The sequence below is a fragment of the Bradyrhizobium sp. USDA 4502 genome (assembly GCF_054063355.1).
In genome coordinates this window covers 6,852,036-6,875,521 of record NZ_JBSSGF010000001.1, presented here as the reverse complement: position 1 = coordinate 6,875,521, position 23,486 = coordinate 6,852,036, and the positions used below count along the sequence as shown (strand labels likewise).

The following is a 23,486-nucleotide window of genomic DNA, read 5'->3' as shown; positions in this document are numbered from 1 at the left end:
TCGGCTATTTGAGCCACACCAGCAGCGGGACGGGCGCGCGTCCTTCGCAGGACAGCGTGCCCTCGTAGTTGCGCGCCTTGCGGGCGCTGTAGGTGCAGGGCGCGCCGTCCAGCACCAGCTCGGCGGTGACCTGCGAATCCGCACTGATCTGCAGCCTGATCTCTCCGGCGCGTTCGTCCGGCCCGTCCTGCGTGCAGATGCCGACATGCTTCATCTTGAGCGGTCCGGAGAACTGCCTTAGCGCGCCCGGCGCGCTCTCGGTGAGATGTCCGGTCAGCTCCCATTCGCCGAGCACGCCGGCCTGGCCGAGGATCTCCATCGCACCGAGCGGCGGCGTATGGCAAAGCGATAGCGCAACGGCGCCGAGCAGCGCCGCTCCACCGTTGCGCCATGTCGCCCGTGGCATCACAGCTTGCTTCCGGTCGTCTGGCGCAATTCGATCAGCTCCGGCCGCGACAGATCGGCATCCGCGGTGAGCCGGGCAATCTGATCGGCGCATTCCCGGATCTTGGCCTGATCGCCGGCCGCCTTGGCGCTCTTGATCATGCCGAGATAAGTCGCCAGCCGGTTGGGCTCCTTCTTGAGCACGGCCTCATAGGCGGCGAGCGCCTCCCTGGCCATGCCGCGATCGAGCAGCATCGCCGCGTAGAGCTCGCGCGCCGGCGCCAGCGGTCCCGGCGTGACGGGATGCTTCTCGGTCTTGTCTTCCGCCTCCGCGGCGGCATTCATCGCGCTGAGCGCATCGTCGTATTTGCCTTCCGCGTACAGCACCCAGGCGCTCGCGATCTGCTGCTGGATGTCGACGATGTTGGACCAGTAGGCGTCCTTGGCGTCCTTCAACTTGTCGCGCAGCTCGATCAGCTTGGCGACATCGGCTTTGGCGGCGGCGGGGTCACCGGAGCGCGCGGCGCCGACCGCGCGGGCGAAATAGGTGATGGCATCCGCATAGGCGTATTTGGTGGGATGCACTTGAAGCGCGGCGGCACCCTTCCAGTCGCCGCGTTCGAAGACATAGCGGGCCTGGCTTGCCGCCACCGCGAAGGGGCCTGCGAACCGGTCGAGCTTGAACTGGAGCTTGCCGAGCTCGTCGATCACAGCACGTGCCTCCTTGTCCTGGCCGAGCTGGAGATAGGCATAGACCAGATAGTCCATCGCGTGCGCCTGGTCCTGCTGTTCGCCGTCTTGCTTGGCGATGCGCGCGGATTCCCTGTTCGAGGCGATCGACTCCTTCCAGTAGCCGACGCGCGTGAAGATGTGCGACGGCATGTGCTGGGCATGCGGCGCGTGTTCGGCGATCTTGGCATAGCGCATCGCCGCGGGGAGGCCCTTCGCCGCGAGCGCCGGGTAGTCGTAGAGATGGATCAGATAGTGGGCGATGCCGGGGTGCTCGGGCTGGCGCTTGAAGATCGGTTCGAGCAGCGCCGCGCCCTTCAGCTGGTTGGCATAGGTCTTGTCGGCCGGGGAGGCCGCGACGTTGAGCGTGATCGCATAGGCGATCTGCGCCTCGTCATCGTCGGCATAATGCGTCGCGACCTGCTCTTCGGCGGCGAGGAAACGCTGCACGCGGGTGCGGTGATCGACCTTGTCGTAGTCGACATACATCGCCGCGATCGCATCGATGTATTCGCGCTCGCGCGGGGTGCCGGCATTCAGCGCCTGGCCTTTTTTCGCAGCTTCAAGGCCGAGCGGAAGGTTTTCCGGCGGCGGCGGCGCGTGCGGATTGTAGAGATAGCTGAGCGCGATGCCCCAATAGGCGATGGCGCATTGCGGGTCGGCCTCCAGCACCTCCTCGAAGGTGCGTCGCGACGCGCTGTACCAGAACGAATGCTGATACAGCATGGCGCGATCGAACAGCTCCTGCGCTTCAGGCTTGCAGGATGTCACGAAATGGACTTTGCCCAATCGTTGCTCGGTAGAATCCGAGGCGGCAGGCTGCGAAATGGTCGCGGCAATGAGGCCAACGACCACAGCGAGGGGAAACCGTGTCATGGGACCCGCTCCGTGGCGTTGAAGGCGAAAGCAGTACGATATCACCTTTCCCGCACCGCCGGAACAGCGGGGGCGTTCCGATCTAGCTGTCCAGCGCGATCCCTAACGCCTTGATCTTCCGGTACAACGTCGCGCGGCTGAGCCCGAGCGCCCTGGCCGCGTCCGTCACTCTTCCGTCATTGGCGCGCAATGCATCGACGATCGCGGTGCGCTCGCTCGCGGTGTGATCGGCCTCCGCGCCGCGTGCGCTGAACGGCGGCAGATCGAGATCGGCCTCGGTGATGACGCCGTCCTCCGCGGTGGCGCCGGCGAGCCGCAGCACGTGGCGAAGCTGGCGCATGTTGCCGGGGAACGGATAGGCCATCAGCTGCGCCCAGGCGTCGGCTGCAATGCGGCAGTGCGGCGCTTCCTCGTCGGCGATCTGTGCGATGACGTCCTTGCGGTCGGCACGCTCGCGCAACGCGGGCAGGCGGATCTCCATGCCGCGCAGCCGGTAATACAGATCGGAGCGGAAGCTGCCGTCCTCAGCCATCCGCGCCAGGTCGCGGTGCGTGGCGCTGATCAGGCGGATGTCGACGGCGACGGGCTTCAGCGCGCCGAGTGGCCAGACCTCGCGGTTTTCCAGCACGCGCAGCAGCCTGGTTTGCAGCGAAAGCGGCATGTCGCCGATCTCGTCGAGGAACAACGTGCCGCCGCTGGCTTGTACGATCAGCCCCTTCGATCCCTCGCGCCGCGCGCCGGTGAAGGCGCCGGCCTCGTAGCCGAACAGCTCGGCATCGATCAGGCTCTCCGGCATCGCCGCGCAGTTCAGCGCGACGTAGTTGCGGCTGGCGCGATTGCTCGCCGCATGGATGGCGCGCGCGAACACGTCCTTGCCGGCGCCGGTCTCGCCATGCAGCAGGATCGGCAGATCGAGATTGCCGACCGTCATCAGCCGCTTCACGCCCTTGATCAGCACGGGATCGCGGCCCGCCAGCCGGTGCAGGCCGGAAAACTGTCCGGCCGGCTTCTCGCGCGGCGGTGTGGATGGTGGACGCGGCGAACGCGCCCGCACCGGCGGCGCCAGACGGCCGCGTCCCCACGGCGTGCCGTCGGCGCGACGCAGCGCGACCTGCTCGTCCGCGGCCCGCGTCGCGCGATCGTCGAGTTGAATGAGATGCGACAGGTCGATGCCGTCGTCGATCATCGCATCGGTCAGCCCGAACGCGGCGCGCGCGGTGCGGCAGGCGCCGACGACACGGCGATCGTCGTCATAGGCCAGCATGCCGTGCCCGTCGCCGGGCAGCATCGCGATCCAGGAGGCGCGGTAGCGCCGGCGGAAGAACGACTGCTCGATCCGCCGCGTCGCCTCCGTGGTGACGGCGAGCGCCAGCTCATGCGCGCTGCGGCCGAGGTCGCTGCGGCACGAGGTGATGTTGACGGCGCCGGCGAGCCGCCCGGCATGATCGAACAGCGGCGACACCGCGCAGGTGAACATGTGCCACTGCTCGCGGAAATGTTCGTCGCCATGCACCAGGATCGGCCGCTGCTCGGCGAGCGCGGTGCCAAGCCCGTTGGTGCCCTCGAACGTCTCGGCGAAGTTCGAGCCGGTGTAGATCTTCCACTCAAGGAACATCCGCGCGTAGTCGCCCCCGGGCAACCGGCTCACCAGCATGGTGGCGTTGGGATCGGCGAGATTGACGCAGTAGCCGGAGTCGTGGAGCACGCGGGCGAGGTCCTCGAGCTCGGGGATCGCGACCTGGATCAAATCCTCCATCGGCTCGGCGATGTGCCGGATCTCGGCCTCGGTCAGGGTCTGCGGCGGCCCGCGCCGGGCCGGATTGAGGTTGTGATTGACCAGGCAGCGCCGCCAGGACGCTGCGATCCGCGTCTCGGTGTCGACGCCGGCCACCTGGTTGGCCGCCGACAGAACACGGGCGACGTGATTTGAGGCCGAAAGATTGGCCATCCAGAGGTCTCCACCCCTAATTTTCCGCGAAGTCTGGCAGTCCGCGGCCGAATGTCAATTGGCCGACGGCGTCGCGGGACTCTTACCTCCCCTTGCAAAGGGGAGGTCGCTTTGCTCGTGAGAGCAAAGCGGGTGGGGATCTGCTCTCTCGGCTTGCAGCATCGCCTGCGGCTGACCCCCATCCCGACCTTCCCCCTTTCAGGGGGAAGGAGAAGGCGTAGCCCGGATGGAGCTCCGCGTAATCCGGGGCGGTCGTGCAACGGGCGAGGGCATTCCCGGATTTCGCTGCGCTGCATCCGGGCTACGGGGATGACTTCATCTCGCCGGTCGTGAGCAGCACGAACGAACGCCCCACTGCCCTGTACGTGCCGTCGAACGCAAACTGCGCGCCTGCCGGCTGTTCCGGCGCGTTGGTATCCAGCAGCAACGACCAGCGCGGTCCGGCTGACGTCCGCGGCAGCTTGAAGTCCACCTCGCCCTCAAAGCTGTTGAGGATAACGAGCACCGTGTCGTCCTCGCCCTCGCGCGCGATCGCGGTCTTGCGGGCGCGGCCGTCGAGCACGACGCCAAAGCATTTGATCCAGCCGGTGCTCCAGTCGGCCTGCGTCATCTCCACGCCTGTCGTGCTGATCCAGACCACGTCGCGGATCTCGAGTTGGGGATCGCGATCGCCGGAGAGGAAGCGGCTGCGGCGCAGGATCGGGTAGTCGCGCCGCAGCTTGATCATCCGCTTGGTGAAGGCGAGCAGCTTCCCGCCGTCGTCGGAAAAATTCCAGTCGAACCACGAGATGTCGTTGTCCTGGCAGTACGCATTGTTGTTGCCGCGCTGGGTGCGGCCGAACTCGTCGCCGCCGAGCAGCATCGGCGTGCCCTGCGAGGCCAGCAGCGTCGCCAGCATGTTGCGCTTCTGCCGTTCGCGCAAAGTGCGGATATCCGGATTGGCGGTCGGGCCCTCGGCGCCGCAATTCCAGGAGTGGTTGTCCGACGAGCCGTCATTGTTGTGCTCGCCGTTGGCCTCATTGTGCTTGTTGTTGTAGCTCGCCCAGTCGTTCAGCGTGAACCCGTCATGGGCGGTGATGAAGTTGACGCTGGCCCAGGTGCGGCGGCCCTCGCGGTTGAACACGTCGTGCGAGCCGAGCAGCCGCGGTGCCAGGCTGCCTGGCGCCGCCTCGCCGCGCCAGAAATCGCGCACAACGTTGCGGTATTTGTCGTTCCACTCCGCCCAGCCCGCCGGGAAGCCGCCGACCTGGTAGCCGCCGGGGCCGCAATCCCAGGGTTCGGCGATCAGCTTGACGGTCGCGAGCAGCGGGTCCTGGTTCATCGCCTTGAGGAAGCCGGACTGCTCGTCGAAGCCGTAGACCTCACGTGCCAGGATGGTGCCGAGATCGAAGCGGAAGCCGTCGACATGCATGTGGCCGGCCCAGTAGCGCAGGCTGTCCATCACCATCTGGATCACCCGCGGATGCGACAGGTTCACCGTGTTGCCGGTGCCGGTGTCGTTGATGTAGTAGCGCCGCTTGTCCGGCAGCAGGCGGTAATAGCTCGCATTGTCGATGCCCTTGAACGATAGCGTCGGGCCGCGCTCATTGCCTTCGGCGGTGTGGTTGTAGACGACGTCGAGAATGACTTCGAGGCCGGCGCCATGCAGCCGCGACACCATCTCCTTGAATTCGCGCAGGCTGTTCGGCACGTCGGCGGCGTAGCGCGGATCCGGCGCGAAGAAGCCGATGGTGTTGTAGCCCCAGTAATTGGTCAGGTGCTTGTCGAGCAGGTTGCTGTCGTTGATGAAGGAATGCACCGGCAGCAGCTCGACCGAGGTGATGCCGAGCGCCTTGAGATGGTCGATCGCAGCGTTCGAGCCGAAGCCGGCATAGGTGCCGCGCAAATGTTCGTCGATGCCCGGGTGCTGTTTGGTAAACCCCTTGACGTGGGTCTCGTAGACCACGGTCTCGTCCCAATGCACGTCCTGCCGCTGCGCCTCCTGGACCCAGTCGAAATTGGGATCGACCACCACGCATTTCGGCATGAACGGCGCGCTGTCGCGCTCGTCGAAGGTGAGGTCGTTGCCGCTCTCCATCTTGTAGCCGAACACCGCCGGATTCCAGGTCAGGCTGCCGGCATGGGCGCAGGCGTAGGGATCGAGCAGCAGCTTGTTCGGGTTGAAGCGGTGGCCGCCGTCCGGCTGGTAGGGACCGTAAACGCGATAGCCGTAGAACGTCCCCGGCTGCACGCCATTGATGAAGCCGTGAAACACCTGGTCGGTGTATTCGGGCAGCTCGAAGCGATGCGTCTCGCGCTCGCCGTCGAACAGGCACACCTCGACCTTGGTGGCGTTGGCGGAAAACACCGCGAAATTGGTGCCGTGGCCGCTCCAGTGGGCGCCCAGCGGATAGGGCAGCCCCTCCTCAATGACGTAATCGGACATCGGTCCCCCAAGGCCCCTGACAGGCCGTCAGATCAATCTGCAACAAACGCCGCCGCGCGGGAAACGTTGCATGGGCTAGTTTAGCGGCAGTTACGCTTGGTTCGTATGACGCGGGCGGAACGAGATGCAAGGCTCGGCAAGAGATGTCGCGAGAATGCGGTCGTATGACTCTCTGCCACAATCTCGATGTCGTCCCGGGCAAGCGCAGCGCGACCCGGGACCCATAACCACGAAAGCAAATTGGCTTGCAAAGCTGGAGCCACAGCGTGCTTCGACAACGCAACCCTGTGGTTATGGGTCCCGGCCCCGTGGGCAATTGCGCACTAGGCCGGGACGACAGCGGAGGGCTTGTTGAGTGCAATGCTAAATCAGCCGCATGCCCTTGAAGCTGGTATGCCCGTTCTTGCCGACGATGATGTGATCGTGCACGGCGATCCCGAGCGGCTTTGCGATGTCGACGATGGCTTTCGTCATCTGGATGTCGGCCTGCGACGGCGTCGGGTCGCCGGACGGATGGTTGTGCACCAGGATCAGCGCGGTGGCGGACAATTCCAGCGCGCGCTTGATCACCTCACGCGGATAGACCGGGGTGTGATCGACGGTGCCGGTCTGCTGCACCTCGTCGGCGATCAGCTGGTTGCGCTTGTCGAGGAACAGGAGGCGGAACTGCTCCTTGTCGGCGAACGCCATGCCGGTGCGGCAATAGTCGATGACGTCGTTCCAGGACGACAGCGCGATGTTGCGCCTGATCTCGCCCTTGGCGATCCGGCCGGCGGCGGCGGCGAGCAGCTTGATCTGGTTGATCGAGGCATCCTTGACGCCCTCGACCTCGCGCAGCCGCGCCACCGGCGCATGCACCACCTCGGCGAACGAGCCGAACTTCTTCAGCAGCGCCTTGGCCAACGGCTTGGTGTCGCGGCGCGGGATCGCGGCGAACAGCGCCATTTCCAATAGCTCGTAGTCGGTCAGCGCGCCGGGCCCGGCCGCATAGAAGCGCTCGCGCAGCCGTTCGCGATGGCCGTGATAATGCGGCGTCTCGTCGGCTTCGTCGTCGCTGGTATCGGGCTTGGTGGGCATCGGCCACAACCATGCCGTGCCGGCCGCATTTTGCAAGGGGCGATCCTGAAGGGCCGATGCCGCTCCGGTTTGCCACAATGCGACCGGCGAATTACCGTCGGCCGCAACGGTTCGAGAGCAAAGAGGGGGAGGGTCGCGTGACATCATTCAAGGTGATCCGCTCGCGCGCCGAGAAGCGCAAGGGCGGGCCGAAGGCGCTGGAGAAGCTGCTGCGGCCGCCGGCGGGCGCCAAGGCGCTGGCCAAGCTCGGTGACGACCGCGTGCTGGCCGAGATGACCAGGCGCGTGTTCTGCGCGGGCTTTGCCTGGAGCGTGATCGACGCCAAATGGCCGGGCTTCGAGGAGGCGTTCCTCGGCTTCCAGCCCGCCAAGCTCGCCTTCAAGCCCGACGAATTCTGGGAGAAGCTCGTCAGCGACGCCAGGATCGTGCGCAACGGCGCCAAGATCATGTCGGTGCGCGACAACGGCCGCTTCGTGCAGGAGATCGCGCGCGAGCACGGCAGCTTCGGCAAATTCCTTAGCGCCTGGCCGTCATCGGATGAGGTCGGACTGCTGGAGCTATTGGCCAAGCGCGGCAGCCGGCTCGGCGGCAACACCGGACAGATGCTGCTGCGCTTCCTCGGCTGGGACGGCTTCGTCACCTCGCGCGACGTCGTCGCCTGCCTGCGCGATGCCGGCCTCGATATCGCCGAGGAGGTCAAGTCGAAGCGCGATCTCGCCAAGGTGCAGGCGCAGTTCAACGCCTGGGCGGAGGAGACCGGACTGTCCTATCTGCATCTGTCGCGGATCTGCGCGATGTCGATCGGAGAGAACCACACGCCCGAGGAGATCATCGAGCGCACGCGCAGCGATTATTGACGAGGACGGTTACAGCTGAACCCGATTAGACCTGAACCCACGGCTTCTCGCCATGGCGTTCGGACAGCGTGAAGATCTCGACGCCGTCCGCGGTGACGCCGACCGAGTGCTCGAACTGCGCCGACAGCGAACGGTCGCGGGTCACCGCGGTCCAGCCGTCGGACAGGATCTTCACATGCGGCTTGCCGAGATTGATCATCGGCTCGATGGTGAAGAACATGCCGGGCTTCAAGGGCGCGCCTTCGCCGGGGCGGCCGATATGGATGATGTTCGGCTCGTCGTGGAACAGGCGGCCGAGGCCGTGGCCGCAGAAGTCGCGCACCACGCTCATGCCCTGCGGTTCGACAAAGCTCTGGATCGCATGGCCGATATCGCCGGTGGTGGCGCCGGGCTTCACCGCGGCGATGCCGCGCATCATCGCCTCATAGGTCACCTCGATCAGCCGCTCGGCCTTCCGCGCGATGGCGCCGATCGCATACATGCGGCTGGAGTCGCCGTACCAGCCGTCGACGATGAAGGTGACGTCGACATTGACGATGTCGCCTTCCTTCAGCGGCCGGTCGCCCGGCATGCCGTGGCAGACCACGTGATTGATCGAGGTGCAGGTCGAGTAGCGATAGCCGCGATACATCAGCGTCGCCGGATAGGCGCCGTGGTCGAAGGCGAACTTGCGGACGAACTCGTCGATGACGGAGGTCGGGATACCCGGCTTGACGATGTCGGTGAGCGCATCGAGGCATTTCGACACCAGGGCGCCCGCCTTGCGCATGCCGGCAAAGCCGCTCGGTCCGTGCAGCTTGATCTGACCGGTCTTGCGAAGCGAGGTGTCGGTGGCGTCGATATAGCTCATGGGCGGGCTGTTTCTGCGGGCAAGGGGCTGATTTCAGGCCCTAATTTAATGATCGGCGCGCCCGGCGCAAGCCAAGGTTGGGCATGGGGACATGTCCAAACGGCTTGATTTTCAGGCCATATCCGGAACAGCGGCCACCGCTGCGGCGAAAAGACCGCGCTCAAGCGCTAATTGGAGACCTCGACCACGCTCTCGACCGGCAGCGCGCCGCCGCGGATGCGGAGTTCCCGCACCGGGTAGGGCACCCGGATGCCCTCCTGCTTGAAGGCGTCCCACAGCGACAGCATGACGTCGCTCTTCACATTGTCCATGCCGTCGGGGTCGGCGATCCAGAAGGTCAGGGAGAATTTCATCCCGGCCTCGGCGAATTCGGTCAGGATGCAGTTCGGCGTCCGGCCCTTGGTGGCGCGCGGATGGGCCGCCGCGGTCGTGATCGCGAGCTTGCAGACCTGCCGCGGATTGGCGTCGTAATTGGTGGAGAAGGCGATCTTCACCAGCGTGTTCTTGTCGGTATAGGTCCAGTTGGTGACCTTCTGCGTCACCAGGTCCTCGTTCGGGATCAGGAACTCGCGGCCGTCGCCGGCGGCGACCGAGATGTAGCGGGTCTTCATCGCGCTGATCCGACCCGAATTGTCGCCGATCGTGACGAGGTCGCCGGGCTTGACCGATTTGTCGACCAACAGGATCAGGCCGCTGATGAAATTGGCGACGATCTTCTGCAGGCCGAGACCGATGCCGACGCCGGCCGCGCCGGTGAACACCGCGAGCGCGGAGAGGTTGATGCCGACCGCGCCGAGCGCGATCACGATCGCCGTCACCATCAATCCGATGCGGATGATCTTGACCAGCAGCACCTGGATCGACGGCGTCAGATCGGTGGCGCGGTTGATCCGGCTCTCGGCGAAATTGCCGGCGAGGTTGGTCAGCCACAGCGCCACGATCAGGAGCGCGCCGGCCTTGATCAGCAGCAGCGGCGAAAGGCGGAGGCCGCCGACCACGACCGCATATGCATCTAGCGTGTCGGCCGCCCAATCGAGCTGGCCGATGATGCTGAGGGCGGCGACCACCCAGGCCGCGATCGAGACTGTTTTCACGATGAAGGCGTTGTCGATCACCGAGGTGACGAGGCGGATCACCAGCCAGGCCAGCGCCAGCTTGGCGGAGACCGCGATCAGATAGCTGCGGCTCGGCCAGGTCGCGTGCCACATCACGATGCGGGAGATGATCATCAGGACCGCGAACACGGCGGTGGAAGCGCTCTTCACCATCACGCGGGCGAAGTGCCGGAGCGGCAGCGGCCAGCGCATCGCCAGCGACGACATGTCGACCCGCGCATGAATGGCGGTATCGGCGGCGTAGGCGAGGCCCGCGGCGGCGAGGATGATGCCGAATTGCAGATAGAACCAGGGCGAGGCGACCTCGGCGCCGACCGAGCGCGCCGCCATTTGGATCGATTCGAGGACGTCCTTCCAGTTCATGTCCATCGGCAAAATCTCAACTCGAAGCGCGGGTCAGCCAAATGTGATTCGAATGCGCAGGCAGAATCTCACAAAGGCGCGCACGCGACCATCGATACAACACAGTGTCGGGGCGACTTAGGGATGATGAGACCGGGCACATTGCCGCTTATGTCAGAAATCGGTTGGCGTCCCAGTGTGGCGACGATAAGGATGCAATTGCAAGTATTTGAGACCTCCGAAGGCGCATGGCATCCCTCGACTCCGTCAGTATAGCGATCCTGCTCGGTGCGGTGCTGGTGATGGCCGGCATCCTGTCGAGCCTGCTGGCCTTGCGGTTCGGCGCTCCCTTGCTGCTGGTGTTCTTGCTGGTCGGCATGCTGGCGGGCGATTCCGGCCCCGGCCGGCTGCAGTTCGACGACGTCCGCACCACCTATCTGGTCGGCTCGGTGGCGCTGGCGCTGATCCTGTTCGACGGCGGATTGAAGACGCGGTTTGCCAGCATCCGCACCGTGCTGGTGCCCTCGATGGTGCTGGCGACCGCCGGCGTGCTGTTGACCGCGCTGATCACAGCGCCGGTCGCCCGTTTCGTGCTCGACCTCAACTGGACCGAGTCATTGCTGGTCGGCGCCGTCGTGGCCTCGACCGACGCGGCTGCCGTGTTCCTGCTGGTGCACACCCAGGGTCTGCGGCTACGCCCACGCGTCGGCGCGACGCTGGAGGCGGAATCCGGCACCAACGATCCGTTCGCGATCTTCCTCACCTTGATGCTGGTCGAGTTCATCTCGATCGGCCAGAGCTCGGCCTCGCACATCGCGCTGGAGTTCATCCAGGAGGCGGTGTTCGGCGCCATCATCGGGGTGATCGGCGGCCGGCTGGTGGTGATCGCGCTGAACTATGTAGCGCTGCCGCAGGGCCTGCATGCGCCGTTCGTCACCACGGCGGCACTGGTGATCTTCGGCGGCTCGCAGATCGTGCATGCCTCGGGATTTCTCGCGGTGTATCTCGCCGGTATCATCATCGGCAACCGGCCGACCCGCGCGCATAATTCGGTGGTGACGTTCCTCGACGCCGCGACCTGGCTGGCGCAGATCGTGATGTTCGTGCTGCTCGGCCTCCTGGTCTCGCCGCATCGCCTGCTCTCCAGCGCCGGCGGCGCGGTACTGGTGGCGTTCGCGCTGATGCTGGTGGCGCGGCCGCTGGCGGTGCTGATCTGCCTCGCACCGTTCAAGTTCAACTGGCGGGAGAAGGTCTTCATCGCCTGGACCGGCCTGCGCGGCGCGGTCGCGATCTTCCTCGCCTCGATCCCGATGCTGGTCGGCCTGTCGAAGGCCTATCTCTATTTCGACGTCGCCTTCGTCGTCGTCATCATCTCGCTGCTGTTGCAGGGCTGGACACTGGCGCCGGCGGCGCGGCGGCTGCACGTCGCGCTGCCGCGCGCCGAACGCGGCCCGCGCCGCGTCGAGCTCGATTTGCCCGGCCAGCTCGAGCAGCAGCTGGTCGGCTATCCGGTGCGGCCGAAGAGCCTGTATTTCCGCCGCGGGCTGATCCCGTCCTGGTCGAAGCCGACGCTGGTGATCCGCGACGAGCGGATCCTGACGCCGACCGAGGCCGATCCGGTCGCGCCTGGCGACTACATCTACCTGCTGGCGCCGCCGGAGCGCGCCGAGGCGCTCGACCGCTTCTTCGTCGACATGGCGCCGTCGAGCGCGCCCGATCCGCATCTGCTCGGCGACTTCATGGTGTCGGCCGAGCATACGCTCGGCGAGCTCGCCGAGATCTACGGCGTCAAGGTCGACGAGCACCAGGCCAAGCTGACGCTCGCCGACTATTTCGACGTCAATCTCGACCGCGCGCCGAAGGAAGGGGCCGAACTGGCGCTCGACGAGATCGTGCTGGTGGCGCGCAGCATCAGCGGTGGCCGCGTTAACGTCGTCGGCCTGCGCCTGCCGGAGGAAGAGGAGAAGGTCGCGCCGCAAACGCGGATGCAGATCGTCAAGCGCAAGCTCGCCGATATCTGGGCGTCGGTGGCGGGGGTCTGAGCCGCGCCGTTACGTCTTGCGCAGGAAGTTCGAATCCGGCGCGAACTTCTTGATCATGTCGGACAGCCCGTCGTCGGCCGGCGGACCGGACGAGCCCTTGGACGCCGCGTCCGGCTTGGTCTCGCCCTTGATTCTCTGGCCGGAAATCTCGGCCAGCGCCGCGAGCAGCGTCTCGTCGAGATTGTCGGCCGCTGTCTTCGCAGGTGGTGTCGTCGTGGCGGGCGCAGCGGGAGCCGGCGGAGGTGGCGTCGGTGGGGTGGGCGCGACCGCGCGGATTTCGGCCTCGCGCCTCGCCGGCGACGCTGATTCCGGTGCCGGCTCGGACGCATCCTTGGATCCATCCTTGGACGCATCCTTGGGGGCGTCCGCCCGCCGGGCGGCGGCCTCGCTGACGGCGGCGATCAACGATGCTTCGAGAGCGGCGGGCGTGTCGGCCGGCATGGGCGGCGGTGTAGCTGGCATCGGCGGCGGTGTGACCGGTACCGGCGGCGAAGCGGCGGGCTTCGCGTCCCGGGTTGCGCGACCGAACAGCGGTTCCCGCGGGATCGCCGCCTGCGGCCGGCTGTCGGTGGCCTTGCCCGGCTCTTTGCCAGGCTCCTTGGCAGGCTTGAAGAGACCCGCGCGTTCGGCGGCCATCTTGGCGGAAGCCTCCTCGACCGTGGCGAGCAGGGACGCTTCGAGAGCGTTTGCGCGATTGCTTGGCGAAGCCGCCGGCTTGGCGGAAGGGATGATCACCTGCTTTGGCTGCGGCGGGGGCGGCAGCGGAGGCGGCCGAGATGCTTCGACTGGTGCGGGCGGCGGCGGGATCGGCTGACCATCCCCGGCGCGCGCGATGATGCCGTCGACAATCGCCGCCAGGCGGCCCTTGTCGGGTGCGGCCAGATAGCTCGCCGCCAGCTCGTCGACATATTGCGGGCCGTAATCGGCGAGCACATTGGCGATCTGGGCGAGGTCGGGATCGCTGTCGACAAGCCGGCGCCAGGCCTCCCGGTCGTAAGTCTCCCGGTCGTAAGCCGCGTCCCCCTTCTTGTCGGGCCAGGCCACCCGGCGCGGCTGACGCTGCCCGGTATCCTGGCCTGCGATCGGGTCGAGGGTCGGCGGCTGCAGCCCGTCGCTGAGGCGAGGCGGGGTAAATCCCGAGGCGCCGGCCGGCACGGCAGCATCGGCCGGACGCCGGCGCCGCTCGTCGACCTGCAGCGCGATCAGGCCGACGCCCATCAGCAGGAAGCCGAGCGCGGCCCACGAAATCGTGGCGCACAGCAGCCCGCCGATCAGCAGCAACACCCAGCCAGTCAGTCGCACAAATTCACCCTTCCCCATCCCCGATCGGACGTCCCCGACGCGGGCCTAGCAGACAAGATAGGCTATCTTATGCCGACTTTCGGAAAAACGGCCAGCTACCCGCCCGCCGTCAGCACCTTGACACCGCCGAACGCGGTCACCTGGCCGCGGCGCAGCATCACGATCTGGGTGGCGAGCTGGCGCAGCTCGGCCGCGTCGTGGCTGACATAGACCATCGGGACGCCGGCCTCGTCGCGCAGCCGGACCAGATAGGGCAGGATCTCGAGCTTGCGGCTTTCGTCGAGCGCCCCCAGCGGCTCGTCGAGCAGCAGCAGCCGCGGCTTGGACAGCAGCGCCCGGCCGAGCGCGACGCGCTGGCGCTCGCCGCCGGAGAGCTTTCCGGGACGGCGGTCGAGCAGGGCGCCGATGTCGAGCAGGTCGACGACGCGCCGGTGTTGGGCGGGATCTTCGGTGAGGCCGTTCATGCGGCGGCCGTAGTCGAGGTTCTGGCGGACATCGAGATGCGGAAACAGCCGCGCGTCCTGGAACACGTAACCGATGCGGCGGCGCCAGCTCGGGACGTGGATGCCGGTCGCGGTATCGTCGACGGTCTCGCCGTCGATCACGATGGTGCCGCGGTCGGGACGCAACAGTCCCGCGATGGTGTTGATCAGCGAGGTCTTGCCGGAGCCGGACGCGCCGAACAGGCCGGTGACGCGGCCCTCGCTGCTGAACGAGGCCGCAAGCGAGAACTCGCCGAGCTGCTTGGTGATGTCGACGCGCAGCATGGCTAAAGCGCGATGAGATTGAGTTGAATCGTCATCGCGCTTTAGCTCCTTGTTTGAGCATGACCTCTTCGGAAAACCGCTTCACACTTTTCCGGATCATGCTCTATTGCCCATGCAGGCGCGCGGTGGCGCGACGCGCGAACACTTCAGCCGCGACCAGTGCGCCGACCGCGAGCACGATCGAGATGATCACGAGCCGCGCGGCGGCGGGGTCGCCATCCGGCGTCTGGATCAGCGAATAGATCGCCGACGAAATGGTCTGGGTCTCGCCGGGAATGTTCGAGACGAAGGTGATGGTCGCGCCGAACTCGCCGATCGCCTTGGCAAAACCGAGTACCATGCCGGCCAGCACGCCGGGCAGCGCCAGCGGCAGCGTCACGGTTGCGAACACCCGCCAGGGCGCGGCGCCGAGTGTCTCGGCCGCCTGCTCGAGCCGGCGGTCGACCGCTTCGATCGAGAGACGGATCGGGCGCACCAGGAGCGGAAACGACATCACGCCGCAGGCGAGCGCCGCGCCGGTCCAGCGGAATGCGAACACGATGCCGAGATGGTCGGCCAGCCAGCCGCCGACCAGGCCGCGCTTGCCGAAGGTCAACAGCAGCAAATAGCCGGTGACGACGGGCGGCAGCACCAGCGGCAGATGCACGGCGGCATCGAGCAGCGACTTGCCCCAGAAATCGCGCCGCGCCAGCAGCCAGGCGAGCGCTACCCCGAACGGGGTCGCCACCAGTGTTGCGATAACGGCGACCCGCAGCGACAGCAGGATCGCCGTCCATTCGGTCGGCGAGATCTCGAACACGTGCTTAGGTCGTCGGGCTGATCAGGAACTTGAAGCCGTATTTCTCGAGGATCGTCTTCGCCGCGGACGAGCGCAGGAAGGCAAGGTACTCGGCGGTCTCCGGCTTCGCGGTCGTGGTCGCCGCGACCGGATAGATGATGGCCGGATGGGTGTCGGCCGGGAAGGTGCCGACGATCTTGACGCCCGGCTCGACCTTGGCGTCGGTCGAATAGACGATGCCGAGCACGGCTTCGCCGCGCGCCACCAGCGTCAGCGCCGCGCGCACGCTCTCGGCCATCGCGAATTTCGGCTCCGCCGCCTGCCAGGCGCCGAGCTTCTCCAGCGCGGCCTTGGCGTATTTGCCGACCGGCACCGCCTTGACGTCGCCGGTCGCGATCCTGCCGTCGCCGGCGAGCTTGGCGAGATCGAAGCCCGGGCCGATGTTGACGTTGTCGATCTTGGAATCCTTCGGCGCGATCAGCACGATCGAGTTGCCGAGCAGGTTCACCCGCGTCTGCTCATTGATGTTCTTCTGCTTGATCGCATAGTCCATCCAGTCGGTGTCGGCGGAGACGAACACGTCGGCCGGCGCGCCCTGCTCGATCTGTTTTGCCAATGCCGAACTCGCGGCATAGCTGGCGGTGATCTTGACGCCGGTCTTGGCGGTATAGGCCGCGTCGATATCGTCGAGCGCGTTCTTCATCGAGGCGGCGGCAAAGACGGTGAGCGTCTTGTCCTCCGCTCTCGCGGGCGAATGCAGCGCGCCGAGCAGGATGACGAAGGCGGTGAAAAGTCCGGCAGGTCGTGAAATTGAAAGTCGTGACATGGAAAGCGCTCCGTGCGGGTTCACGCGCGAACGGGCGCGCAAATCAGGCGTTGAGTGAGGTCTGGCCTGCGACGGACGGAAGCGCTGTTCCGCTGGTCCCCGACGGACTTACGGTCCTCAGGGATATCGCACTGCAAACATAGCAGGCTGGGGCTTACGGTAAAGGCGACCGTTTGTCTAACCGTTCGTCCTATTCATCCGCCGGCTGGATCGCGATCGACAGCGAGTTCTCTTTTGAGCCGCTGACTTGCAGCACGAAGGGGCTGGCGGCGAGGTCATATTTCACGGTCTTGCGGATACCGTCGCAATCGGTCGCGCCGCTGAACGCCTTGGGCTTCAGGAGATGCCCGTCCTGCACCAGGTCGACCCAGGCCCCGGCCGACAGGCTGACGGTATAGAGCCCGGCCTTCGGCGCGGCCTTGAAGCTGGTGAAGCCGGCGAAGGTGCCCTCCTTCGGCGCGCGCTCCGGCGGAGCCGGCAATTTGGCGTCGCCGGGGGCCACCAGCGCCAGCGTGATCGCGGTCGCCGGCAGCGCCGTCTGCTCGCTCCCTGATACGACCTTGGCGCGATCGGACGCGGTCAGCGCGGCGCGCGCACGGTCGATCGACCATTTGAACTTGTCACAGCCGCTCGGCTCCTCCGCCGCGACAGCGGAAGTCGAGACGAGCACGAGCGATGCGGCGAGGAGCGATTTGCGCATGTCTGGTCCATTCATGATGACGGATAAACAGATCAGCCGCCCCGATCCATCGCCCGAACGCGCTTACGGCGCGACGGCACGAGATCATATCGCAGTTCGAGCCGGCCGGCATAGCCGCCTGACGAAGATGTTATTGCCCTGGCAGCTGCTGTTTGGCGTCGGGGGCGTTCAGCACCGTCCTGCAGTCAGCCGGCATCTGCGCCAGCGTCATCGGCGGGCGGGGTTTCGGCGGCTTCGGCGGAGGCTTCGGATGCAGCACCGAATCCTTGAACCAGAAGGCGAGATCGGACGGCTTGCAGCCTTCGCCCTCCGCCTGCGCCTTCTGGCTCTCGCAGGTCGGGCTGCCGGACGGACATCGCATGCGAATGTGGAAGTGGTAGTCGTGGCCCCACCACGGCCGTATCTTCGACAGCCAGCCGCGATCGCCCGTGGCCTCGCGGCACAGCGCCTTCTTGATCGCGGGATTGACGAAGATGCGCTGCACCGCCGGCTCCCGCGCCGCGTCGCGGATAACGAGTACGTGGCCCGGCGTGAAGACGCGCGGATCGATGTCGAGCCGGTCGTCGCGCACCATCATCACCGCCGACATCTCCTCGCGGTCCTCGCGCGACAATTTGCGATCGGGCATCGGCGTCAACCAGATGTCGGCGTCGAGTCCGATCTGGTGGCTGGCATGACCGGAGAGCGCGGGGCCGCCGCGCGGCTGGCCGATATCGCCGACCAGGATGCCCGGCCAGCCGGCGTCCTTGTGCGCGTTGGCCGCAAGCCGCTTCAGCAGCGCGATCATGTTGGGGTGACCCCAGTAGCGGTTGCGCGACAGGCGCATCACCTGCCAGGTCTCGCCGTTGAGCGGCATCTGCGCGGCGCCGGCGAGACAACCCTTGGTGTAGCCGCCGATCGACCGGGTCGGCAACGCCGCCGGCAGCACCTTGCGCGCGAACAGCTGCTTCGCCCCGATCTTTGGATCGTTGGGGTTGGCGAGCGGCGGCAGCGGCTGTGGATTGAGCGAGCCCCTGTCCTGCGCCCGCGCGGAGATGGTGCAGGCGACGACGGCTAAGATCAGGAGTGGGAACAGACGCAGGCGGGGTGTCATTCGGATCACTCTGTCGGCGCAAGGCTAGCATGGATTCGGAGCAGGCGGACCGCGCTTTCATCCCATTCGCTTGATCGCCCACAGGGTGGATTAAGATTACCCGCGGCTTCCAGGCTCCGATGTGAGCCACGCCACTTTACAAGCGCACGTTGTGGGCGACATCATGTCCGCAATAATTTCAGGGTAGGCGTTATTGTGACAAGCGTATCGTGCGTACGGCTGGCGTTTGCCGCCACGATTGCCGCGCCGATTTTGGCGCTCTCGCCGGCGCGGGCCGACGTCGTCGTTCACATCGATAAATCGTCGCAGCGCATGGCGGTCAGCGTCGACGGCGCGAGACGCTACAACTGGCCGGTGTCGACCGGCCGCCGCGGCTATGGCACGCCGAGTGGAGTCTTTCGTCCGCAGATGCTGGCGCGCCGCTGGTACTCGAAGAAGTACTATAACTCGCCGATGCCGCACTCGATCTTCTTCCACCGCGGCTTTGCCATCCATGGAACATACGAACTCACGCGCCTTGGCGGGCCGGCCTCGCATGGCTGCGTGCGCCTGCATCCCTCGCACGCCGCAATGCTCTATGGGCTGGTCGAGCGCAACGGCCGCGGCGGCACGCGGATTGAGATCACCAACTAAGGTATGATCCGGCAAAAATGCGAAGGCTGAGGCGCACCGCGGATTAACCGCACGATAACCCTGCCGCACGCTGACAAACATTGGTGCGCTTGAAGCGTCTTCGGCGCATTCATTGTGCAATCGCGCGCCGGTTTACGCTTCCTTCACCAAGCGCCGGCGCTTCCATGCTGCGAATCTGTGCCGTGCGCCGCTGGCCCACCGGAAACGAACTCGCGCCCGGCGTGAATTCGCCTGCAAAGCAGGCATGCAAGGGCTTCTCAGGCAGCGCAGCTACTCGCCAAGAGATACCAATTTTTCAGAGACTTATCGCAGATATATCGCCGAACTGGAATGCGCGTGGGGCGTGCGATACCGATGATGCGGCCGAAGAAAAACACCAAGAAACCGAACCAGGCCAAACTGTCCCGTCCTCGGGGCCGTCGTCCCACACCGATGCCGAAAGTGTCGGGCAGATCGCGCCGCCCCGCGGTCGAGATCGGCGAACTGGTGCGCCAGCGCGCGCAGGCCGAGGCCGCGATCGCCGAGGCGCGCAAATCCAACGCGCGGCTGCGTGAGGCGATCGACATCCTGCCGCAGGGCATCGTGTTCCTGGATCCGGAAGGCCGCTACACACTCTGGAACAAGAAATACTCGGAAATCTACAAGCGCAGCTCCGACCTGTTCGAGCACGGCGCGCGCCTCGAAGACACCATCCGCATCGGTGTCGCGCGCGGCGACTATCCTGAGGCTGCCGGCCGCGAGGAAGAGTGGATCGCCGAACGGCTCAGGAAGATGTACCAGCCCGGCGAGCGGCACGAGCAGGTGCTGGCCGACGGCCGCGTGGTGTTGATCGAGGAGCGGCTGACCGCAGATGGCGGCATCGTCGGCCTGCGCGTCGACATCACTGAACTGAAGCAGCGCGAGGCGTCGTTCCGCCTGCTGTTCGACGGCAATCCGGTGCCGATGATCCTGTGCGCGCTCGACGGCGAGCGGATCCTCGCGGTCAACGACGCCGCGATCGCGCATTACGGCTATGTCCGCGCCGAATTCGAGCGGATGACGATCAGGAGCCTGCAGGCGTTCGATGCCGAGCTGCCTTGGGCGGCAGGCCGCAGCAGCGACGAGCAGGCGGCGCGGACCTGGAAGCATGTACGCGCCGACGGTACGCTGATCGACCTTGCGATCTATTCGCGCCAGCTGATGCATGGCGACCAGCCGGCGATGCTGCTCGCGCTGATGGACATCACGGAACGCAAGCGCGCCGAGGCGCGGCTCGCCTTTATGGCCCAGCACGACAGCCTGACCGGCCTGCCCAACCGCAATCTGCTGCGCCAGCAGATGGACGAGATGCTGCAGCACACCCGCCGCTCGACCGACAAGGTTGCGGTGCTGATGCTGGGTCTCGACAATTTCAAGGCGGTCAATGAGACGCTCGGTCACGCCATCGGCGACAAGCTGCTGCGCGCGGTCGCCAAGCGCCTGCGCTCGACGTTGCGCGAGGAAGACGCGCTGGCCCGTCTCAACTCCGATGAGTTCACCATCGTGCAGGGCGGCGTGATGCGGCCCGAGGACGCGGTGCTGCTGGCGCGGCGGATTTTGGACGCGATCGGCGAGCCCTATCTGCTCGAGGGGCATTCGGTGGTGATCGGCGCCAGCATCGGGATCGCGATGTCGCCCGGTGACGGCGAGGATTCCGAAAAGCTCCTGAAGAGCGCCGACATGGCCTTGTCGCGCGCCAAGAGCGAATTCCGCGGCACCTTCTCCTTCTTCGAGGCGGAGATGGACGCGCGTGCCCAGAGCCGCCGCAAGATCGAGATCGACCTGCGCGATGCGATCCAGAACGAAGGCCTGCGGCCCTATTACCAGCCGCTGGTCGATCTTGCGACCGGGCGCATCACCGGCTTCGAGGCGCTGGTGCGCTGGCCGCATCCGGAGCGCGGCATGATCTCGCCGGGCGAGTTCATCCCGGTGGCCGAGGAGACCGGGCTGATCAATCCGCTGGGCGCGCTGATGCTGCATCGCGCCTGCATGGACGCGGCGCAATGGCCGGATGACGTGCGTGTTGCGGTCAACCTGTCGCCGCTGCAATTCCGTACCGGCAACCTGCTGGCGCTGGTCACCGACGCGCTGCGGCAATCCGGCCTGCCGGCGCGGCGGCTCGAGCTCGAGATCACCGAGACGCTGCTGCTCGAGAAGAGCAGCCAGGTGCTGGCGACGCTGCATGCGCTCCGCGCGCTCGGGGTGCGGATGTCGATGGACGATTTCGGCACCGGCTATTCGAGCCTCAGCTATCTGCGCAGCTTTCCGTTCGACAAGATCAAGATCGACCAGTCGTTCGTGCGCGACCTCGGCGCGAACCCGGACGCGCAGGCGATCGTGCGTTCGATCGTCAGTCTCGGCATCGGGCTCGGCGTCACCATCACCGCCGAGGGCGTCGAGACCGAGGCGGAGTTGAGCCGCCTGCGCGCCGAGGGTTGCCACGAGGGCCAGGGCTTTCTGTTCAGCCGCGCCCGGCCGAACGCCGAGGTCATCAGACTCTTGAAGGCGCAGCGCGTCGCGACCGCGCTGGTGGCGTAGTGGAGCCTAGAGGCAGAGATGTTACCTCGATCGAGCGTCGGGCTCCCCTTACCTCGCCCCGCGTGCGGGGAGAGGTCGGAACGCATCGTTAGATGCGTTCCGGGTGAGGGGGATTCTCCGCGAACGCAGCTATTACCGAATGTGCGGAGACGGCCCCTCACCCCAACCCTCTCCCCGTAAGAACGGGGAGAGGGAGCGCACCGCCGTCGCCTTCACGCCCTACGATTCTTTCTTGTTGAGATGATAAGTCAGCGCCAGCGCCACGCAGTGGCGCAGCGCGGGCTCCGGCAGCTTGCCCGCGACATCGAGCAGGATGGCGCGGTTGCCGCTGTAGCTGAGCTCGGGATAGAGCTCGCGGAAGGTCTCGACCAGATTGGTCTGGCAGTGGAAGTAGACCGCGACCTGGTCGGCAGCCGGCTTCACCTGATCGATCCGGACCGTGCTGCCGCTGCCGGTCTCCGGCGTGAGGTAGCTCGGCTGGCCCCACTTCAATGTCTCTTCCAGCGCGCCGACGCCTTTGGTTGCCTTCGCGGTCTCGAAGATCAGCCGCCGCAGCGCCAGCAGCTTGGCTTTGACCGGGGCAGGGTACGCGTCGAACAGCGCAGCTGCCGGTTTGGTGTGCGGCCGTCGCGCCGCCTTGCTGGTCGATGTTGCCGGCTTGCGCATAATGGGCTCCGTGAGGAGGACGTACCTAGATCTATCTACCACAGCGCCTTGAAGGTCATATAGACCGCCATCAGCGAGACGAAGACGATCATCGCGCTGCGTAACCGCGCGCGGTCGATGCGGTTGGCGGCGCGGGCGCCGAGATCGGTGCCGGCCAGCAGGCCGACGATCACGCCCGCCAGCACCGGCCAGGACGCCAGCGAGCCCTCGCTCCAATAGATCCAGGCCGAGGGGATCGTGGTCGGGATCAGCGACATCACGAGGCTCGCCATCTGCGCCTGATGCTGCGGCACCCCGAGCACGGCGCTTAAGCCCACTACGGTCGCCAGTCCGCCGCCGATGCCGAGAAAGCCCGACGACAGGCCCGCCAGCAGCCCGACAATGAGCAGCGCCGGCCAGGATATTTCGCGCGCGGTGCCCTTGTCGTCGTGCTTCGCCTGGTCACGTCCGCCGCGCAGGATCAGCATCGCGTCGAGCACGACGAGATATGCCACGTAGGTCCAGCGCAGCGCGGACTCAACGACATGGTTGGCGGCGAGTGCGCCGGCCGCGCCGCCGGCGACGAAGCCGACTGTCAAGAGCGCGATCCAGCGCAACGGTGTGCGGTTGCCGCTCTGCCAATAGCGCCGGATCCCGGTGAGGCTGGTCGGCGGCACCTGCGCGACCAGCGAGATGCCTTGCGCGACGTGCTGCCCGGCGCCGAGCAGCAGCACCGAGAACACGACCAGTCCGCCGCCGGGGCTGACGCCGAGCAGCCCGGCGGTCAGACCGCCGGCGAGGCCCGTGCCGATGCCGGCGAGGAGGTCGTGGACGATCACCGCATCCCCCGTCAGCGCCTGGCGGCAAGGCCGGCAAGGAAGATGTCGAAGGCGTGCATCGCCTCCGCGGTCGAGACGGTTTCGCCCCACAGCCGTTGCAGCACGATGCCCTGGAACATCGCGACCATTGCCCGCGCCGCGCCGCGCGGCTGCACGCCGCGGTCGATCGCGCCGCTCTTCTGGCCGCGCCGCAGCAGGTCCACGATCAGGGCGATCGGCTGGCGAATTCCGCTCACCACCTGGTCGCGGACCACGTCGTCGCGCAGCGCCTCCGCCCAGAGCTGCAACGCGACGCGGCGGGCGCGCAGGCCTTCTTCCTTCTGCAGGTCGCCGAGAAAGCCGCGGGCGATCGAGCGCAGGCTCTGCAACACGTCGTCCGGTGGACCCTCAAGCGCCAGCAGCGCGCTGTCGCGGCCATGGCGGCTTTCGCCGATCGCCTGGATCAGCTCCTCCTTGCCCGTGAAATGCCCGTAGATGCAGCCGGCGCTGAGCCCGGACTGCTTGATCACGTCCTGGATCGTGGTCTGGTGAAATCCCTGGCGGGCAAAGCAGATCTCCGCGGCCTGCAAAATCTCCTCGCGGCGGATCGCGAGCGTTTCGGGTTTCACCTTCGGCATTGTCGGGTCCTTGACAGGTCGCGGCCGGCCGATGCGGCGGGCTTGACGATCATTCGCCGTCACTATAAAGAACGGATATTCGTTT

General features: G+C 66.3%; 20 protein-coding genes. 4 read left to right on the top strand and 16 right to left on the bottom strand.

What is annotated here, in order from left to right; all coding sequences use genetic code 11:
* Positions 1-4: 4 nt before the first annotated feature.
* From ACVW1B_RS32100 to radC, 5 genes are all read right to left on the bottom strand, one after another.
* Positions 5-406, bottom strand: a complete 402-nt coding sequence (locus tag ACVW1B_RS32100) for a hypothetical protein (protein WP_253606320.1) — start codon at positions 404-406, stop codon at positions 5-7.
* Positions 406-1,989: a tetratricopeptide repeat protein gene (locus tag ACVW1B_RS32095; RefSeq protein ID WP_253606322.1), complete on the bottom strand. Its 1,584-nt coding sequence runs from the start codon at positions 1,987-1,989 to the stop codon at positions 406-408. Before ACVW1B_RS32095 ends, ACVW1B_RS32100 begins: the two co-directional genes overlap by 1 nt.
* 82 nt (positions 1,990-2,071) lie before the next feature.
* Positions 2,072-3,937 carry a sigma-54-dependent Fis family transcriptional regulator gene (locus ACVW1B_RS32090; protein ID WP_456822716.1) on the bottom strand — a complete coding sequence of 622 codons (1,866 nt, stop codon included), beginning with the start codon at positions 3,935-3,937 and terminating at the stop codon, positions 2,072-2,074.
* Between the two features lie 301 nt (positions 3,938-4,238).
* A complete protein-coding gene (gene glgX / locus ACVW1B_RS32085; RefSeq protein ID WP_253606326.1) occupies positions 4,239-6,362 on the bottom strand; it encodes a glycogen debranching protein GlgX in 2,124 nt (707 codons plus the stop codon).
* A gap of 363 nt (positions 6,363-6,725) precedes the next feature.
* A complete protein-coding gene (gene radC / locus ACVW1B_RS32080) occupies positions 6,726-7,439 on the bottom strand; it encodes a RadC family protein (protein WP_253606328.1) in 714 nt (237 codons plus the stop codon).
* Positions 7,440-7,576: 137 nt separating this feature from the next.
* Between radC and ACVW1B_RS32075 the strand changes: the two genes are divergently transcribed.
* Positions 7,577-8,296, top strand: coding sequence for a DNA-3-methyladenine glycosylase I (locus ACVW1B_RS32075; protein ID WP_168858339.1), 720 nt, complete (start codon positions 7,577-7,579; stop codon positions 8,294-8,296).
* A gap of 25 nt (positions 8,297-8,321) precedes the next feature.
* On the opposite strand, the gene map is transcribed toward ACVW1B_RS32075, so the two are convergent.
* Positions 8,322-9,146, bottom strand: coding sequence for a type I methionyl aminopeptidase (gene map, locus ACVW1B_RS32070; protein WP_028340441.1), 825 nt, complete (start codon positions 9,144-9,146; stop codon positions 8,322-8,324).
* A gap of 167 nt (positions 9,147-9,313) precedes the next feature.
* Positions 9,314-10,630 (bottom strand): mechanosensitive ion channel family protein, encoded by a 1,317-nt coding sequence (locus ACVW1B_RS32065; RefSeq protein ID WP_057019519.1) that lies wholly within the window; start codon positions 10,628-10,630, stop codon positions 9,314-9,316.
* Between the two features lie 221 nt (positions 10,631-10,851).
* On the opposite strand from ACVW1B_RS32065, the gene ACVW1B_RS32060 reads away from it, so the two are divergent.
* Positions 10,852-12,645, top strand: a complete 1,794-nt coding sequence (locus tag ACVW1B_RS32060; protein WP_057019518.1) for a potassium/proton antiporter — start codon at positions 10,852-10,854, stop codon at positions 12,643-12,645.
* Between the two features lie 9 nt (positions 12,646-12,654).
* Here ACVW1B_RS32060 and ACVW1B_RS32055 read toward each other — a convergent pair whose 3' ends face one another.
* The 6 genes from ACVW1B_RS32055 to mepA all read right to left on the bottom strand — a co-directional run bounded on the left by ACVW1B_RS32055 (position 12,655) and on the right by mepA (position 18,111).
* Positions 12,655-13,929: a hypothetical protein gene (locus ACVW1B_RS32055; protein ID WP_253606330.1), complete on the bottom strand. Its 1,275-nt coding sequence runs from the start codon at positions 13,927-13,929 to the stop codon at positions 12,655-12,657.
* 113 nt (positions 13,930-14,042) lie between these two features.
* The gene (gene modC / locus ACVW1B_RS32050) at positions 14,043-14,714 is read right to left on the bottom strand and encodes a molybdenum ABC transporter ATP-binding protein (RefSeq protein WP_253606332.1); all 672 of its coding nucleotides are present in this window, start codon (positions 14,712-14,714) and stop codon (positions 14,043-14,045) included.
* Positions 14,715-14,817: 103 nt separating this feature from the next.
* Positions 14,818-15,513 carry a molybdate ABC transporter permease subunit gene (modB, locus tag ACVW1B_RS32045; protein ID WP_057019516.1) on the bottom strand — a complete coding sequence of 232 codons (696 nt, stop codon included), beginning with the start codon at positions 15,511-15,513 and terminating at the stop codon, positions 14,818-14,820.
* 4 nt (positions 15,514-15,517) lie between these two features.
* Positions 15,518-16,318, bottom strand: coding sequence for a molybdate ABC transporter substrate-binding protein (modA, locus tag ACVW1B_RS32040; RefSeq protein ID WP_253606334.1), 801 nt, complete (start codon positions 16,316-16,318; stop codon positions 15,518-15,520).
* Between the two features lie 190 nt (positions 16,319-16,508).
* Positions 16,509-17,018, bottom strand: coding sequence for a hypothetical protein (locus ACVW1B_RS32035; RefSeq protein WP_253606336.1), 510 nt, complete (start codon positions 17,016-17,018; stop codon positions 16,509-16,511).
* Between the two features lie 130 nt (positions 17,019-17,148).
* The gene (gene mepA, locus ACVW1B_RS32030) at positions 17,149-18,111 is read right to left on the bottom strand and encodes a penicillin-insensitive murein endopeptidase (RefSeq protein ID WP_253606338.1); all 963 of its coding nucleotides are present in this window, start codon (positions 18,109-18,111) and stop codon (positions 17,149-17,151) included.
* Positions 18,112-18,306: 195 nt separating this feature from the next.
* On the opposite strand from mepA, the gene ACVW1B_RS32025 reads away from it, so the two are divergent.
* The gene (locus ACVW1B_RS32025) at positions 18,307-18,744 is read left to right on the top strand and encodes a L,D-transpeptidase (protein WP_253606340.1); all 438 of its coding nucleotides are present in this window, start codon (positions 18,307-18,309) and stop codon (positions 18,742-18,744) included.
* Between the two features lie 357 nt (positions 18,745-19,101).
* On the top strand, positions 19,102-21,300 hold the full coding sequence (locus ACVW1B_RS32020) for a putative bifunctional diguanylate cyclase/phosphodiesterase (RefSeq protein WP_375167046.1): 2,199 nt from the start codon (positions 19,102-19,104) through the stop codon (positions 21,298-21,300).
* A gap of 219 nt (positions 21,301-21,519) precedes the next feature.
* Here ACVW1B_RS32020 and ACVW1B_RS32015 read toward each other — a convergent pair whose 3' ends face one another.
* Genes ACVW1B_RS32015 through ACVW1B_RS32005 form a run of 3 tightly spaced genes read right to left on the bottom strand, consistent with a single transcriptional unit; the run spans position 21,520 to position 23,401 of the window.
* Complete coding sequence (locus tag ACVW1B_RS32015; RefSeq protein ID WP_253606344.1) at positions 21,520-21,966, bottom strand: DUF1801 domain-containing protein; 447 nt, start codon at positions 21,964-21,966, stop codon at positions 21,520-21,522.
* A gap of 35 nt (positions 21,967-22,001) precedes the next feature.
* Complete coding sequence (locus ACVW1B_RS32010; protein WP_253606346.1) at positions 22,002-22,784, bottom strand: sulfite exporter TauE/SafE family protein; 783 nt, start codon at positions 22,782-22,784, stop codon at positions 22,002-22,004.
* Positions 22,785-22,795: 11 nt separating this feature from the next.
* On the bottom strand, positions 22,796-23,401 hold the full coding sequence (locus tag ACVW1B_RS32005) for a TetR/AcrR family transcriptional regulator (RefSeq protein ID WP_253606348.1): 606 nt from the start codon (positions 23,399-23,401) through the stop codon (positions 22,796-22,798).
* Positions 23,402-23,486: the final 85 nt, after the last annotated feature.

What these genes read in the sequence shown, in the direction of transcription:
- ACVW1B_RS32065 (WP_057019519.1), bottom strand. Translation starts at nt 10,630, where the DNA reads ATGGACATGAACTGGAAGGACGTCCTCGAATCGATCCAAATGGCGGCG.
- ACVW1B_RS32020 (WP_375167046.1), top strand. Translation starts at nt 19,102, where the DNA reads ATGCGGCCGAAGAAAAACACCAAGAAACCGAACCAGGCCAAACTGTCC.
- glgX (WP_253606326.1), bottom strand. Translation starts at nt 6,362, where the DNA reads ATGTCCGATTACGTCATTGAGGAGGGGCTGCCCTATCCGCTGGGCGCC.
- ACVW1B_RS32060 (WP_057019518.1), top strand. Translation starts at nt 10,852, where the DNA reads ATGGCATCCCTCGACTCCGTCAGTATAGCGATCCTGCTCGGTGCGGTG.
- modC (WP_253606332.1), bottom strand. Translation starts at nt 14,714, where the DNA reads ATGCTGCGCGTCGACATCACCAAGCAGCTCGGCGAGTTCTCGCTTGCG.
- ACVW1B_RS32090 (WP_456822716.1), bottom strand. Translation starts at nt 3,937, where the DNA reads ATGGCCAATCTTTCGGCCTCAAATCACGTCGCCCGTGTTCTGTCGGCG.
- ACVW1B_RS32035 (WP_253606336.1), bottom strand. Translation starts at nt 17,018, where the DNA reads ATGCGCAAATCGCTCCTCGCCGCATCGCTCGTGCTCGTCTCGACTTCC.
- ACVW1B_RS32005 (WP_253606348.1), bottom strand. Translation starts at nt 23,401, where the DNA reads ATGCCGAAGGTGAAACCCGAAACGCTCGCGATCCGCCGCGAGGAGATT.
- radC (WP_253606328.1), bottom strand. Translation starts at nt 7,439, where the DNA reads ATGCCCACCAAGCCCGATACCAGCGACGACGAAGCCGACGAGACGCCG.
- ACVW1B_RS32095 (WP_253606322.1), bottom strand. Translation starts at nt 1,989, where the DNA reads ATGACACGGTTTCCCCTCGCTGTGGTCGTTGGCCTCATTGCCGCGACC.
- ACVW1B_RS32015 (WP_253606344.1), bottom strand. Translation starts at nt 21,966, where the DNA reads ATGCGCAAGCCGGCAACATCGACCAGCAAGGCGGCGCGACGGCCGCAC.
- mepA (WP_253606338.1), bottom strand. Translation starts at nt 18,111, where the DNA reads ATGACACCCCGCCTGCGTCTGTTCCCACTCCTGATCTTAGCCGTCGTC.
- ACVW1B_RS32100 (WP_253606320.1), bottom strand. Translation starts at nt 406, where the DNA reads ATGCCACGGGCGACATGGCGCAACGGTGGAGCGGCGCTGCTCGGCGCC.
- map (WP_028340441.1), bottom strand. Translation starts at nt 9,146, where the DNA reads ATGAGCTATATCGACGCCACCGACACCTCGCTTCGCAAGACCGGTCAG.
- modA (WP_253606334.1), bottom strand. Translation starts at nt 16,318, where the DNA reads ATGTCACGACTTTCAATTTCACGACCTGCCGGACTTTTCACCGCCTTC.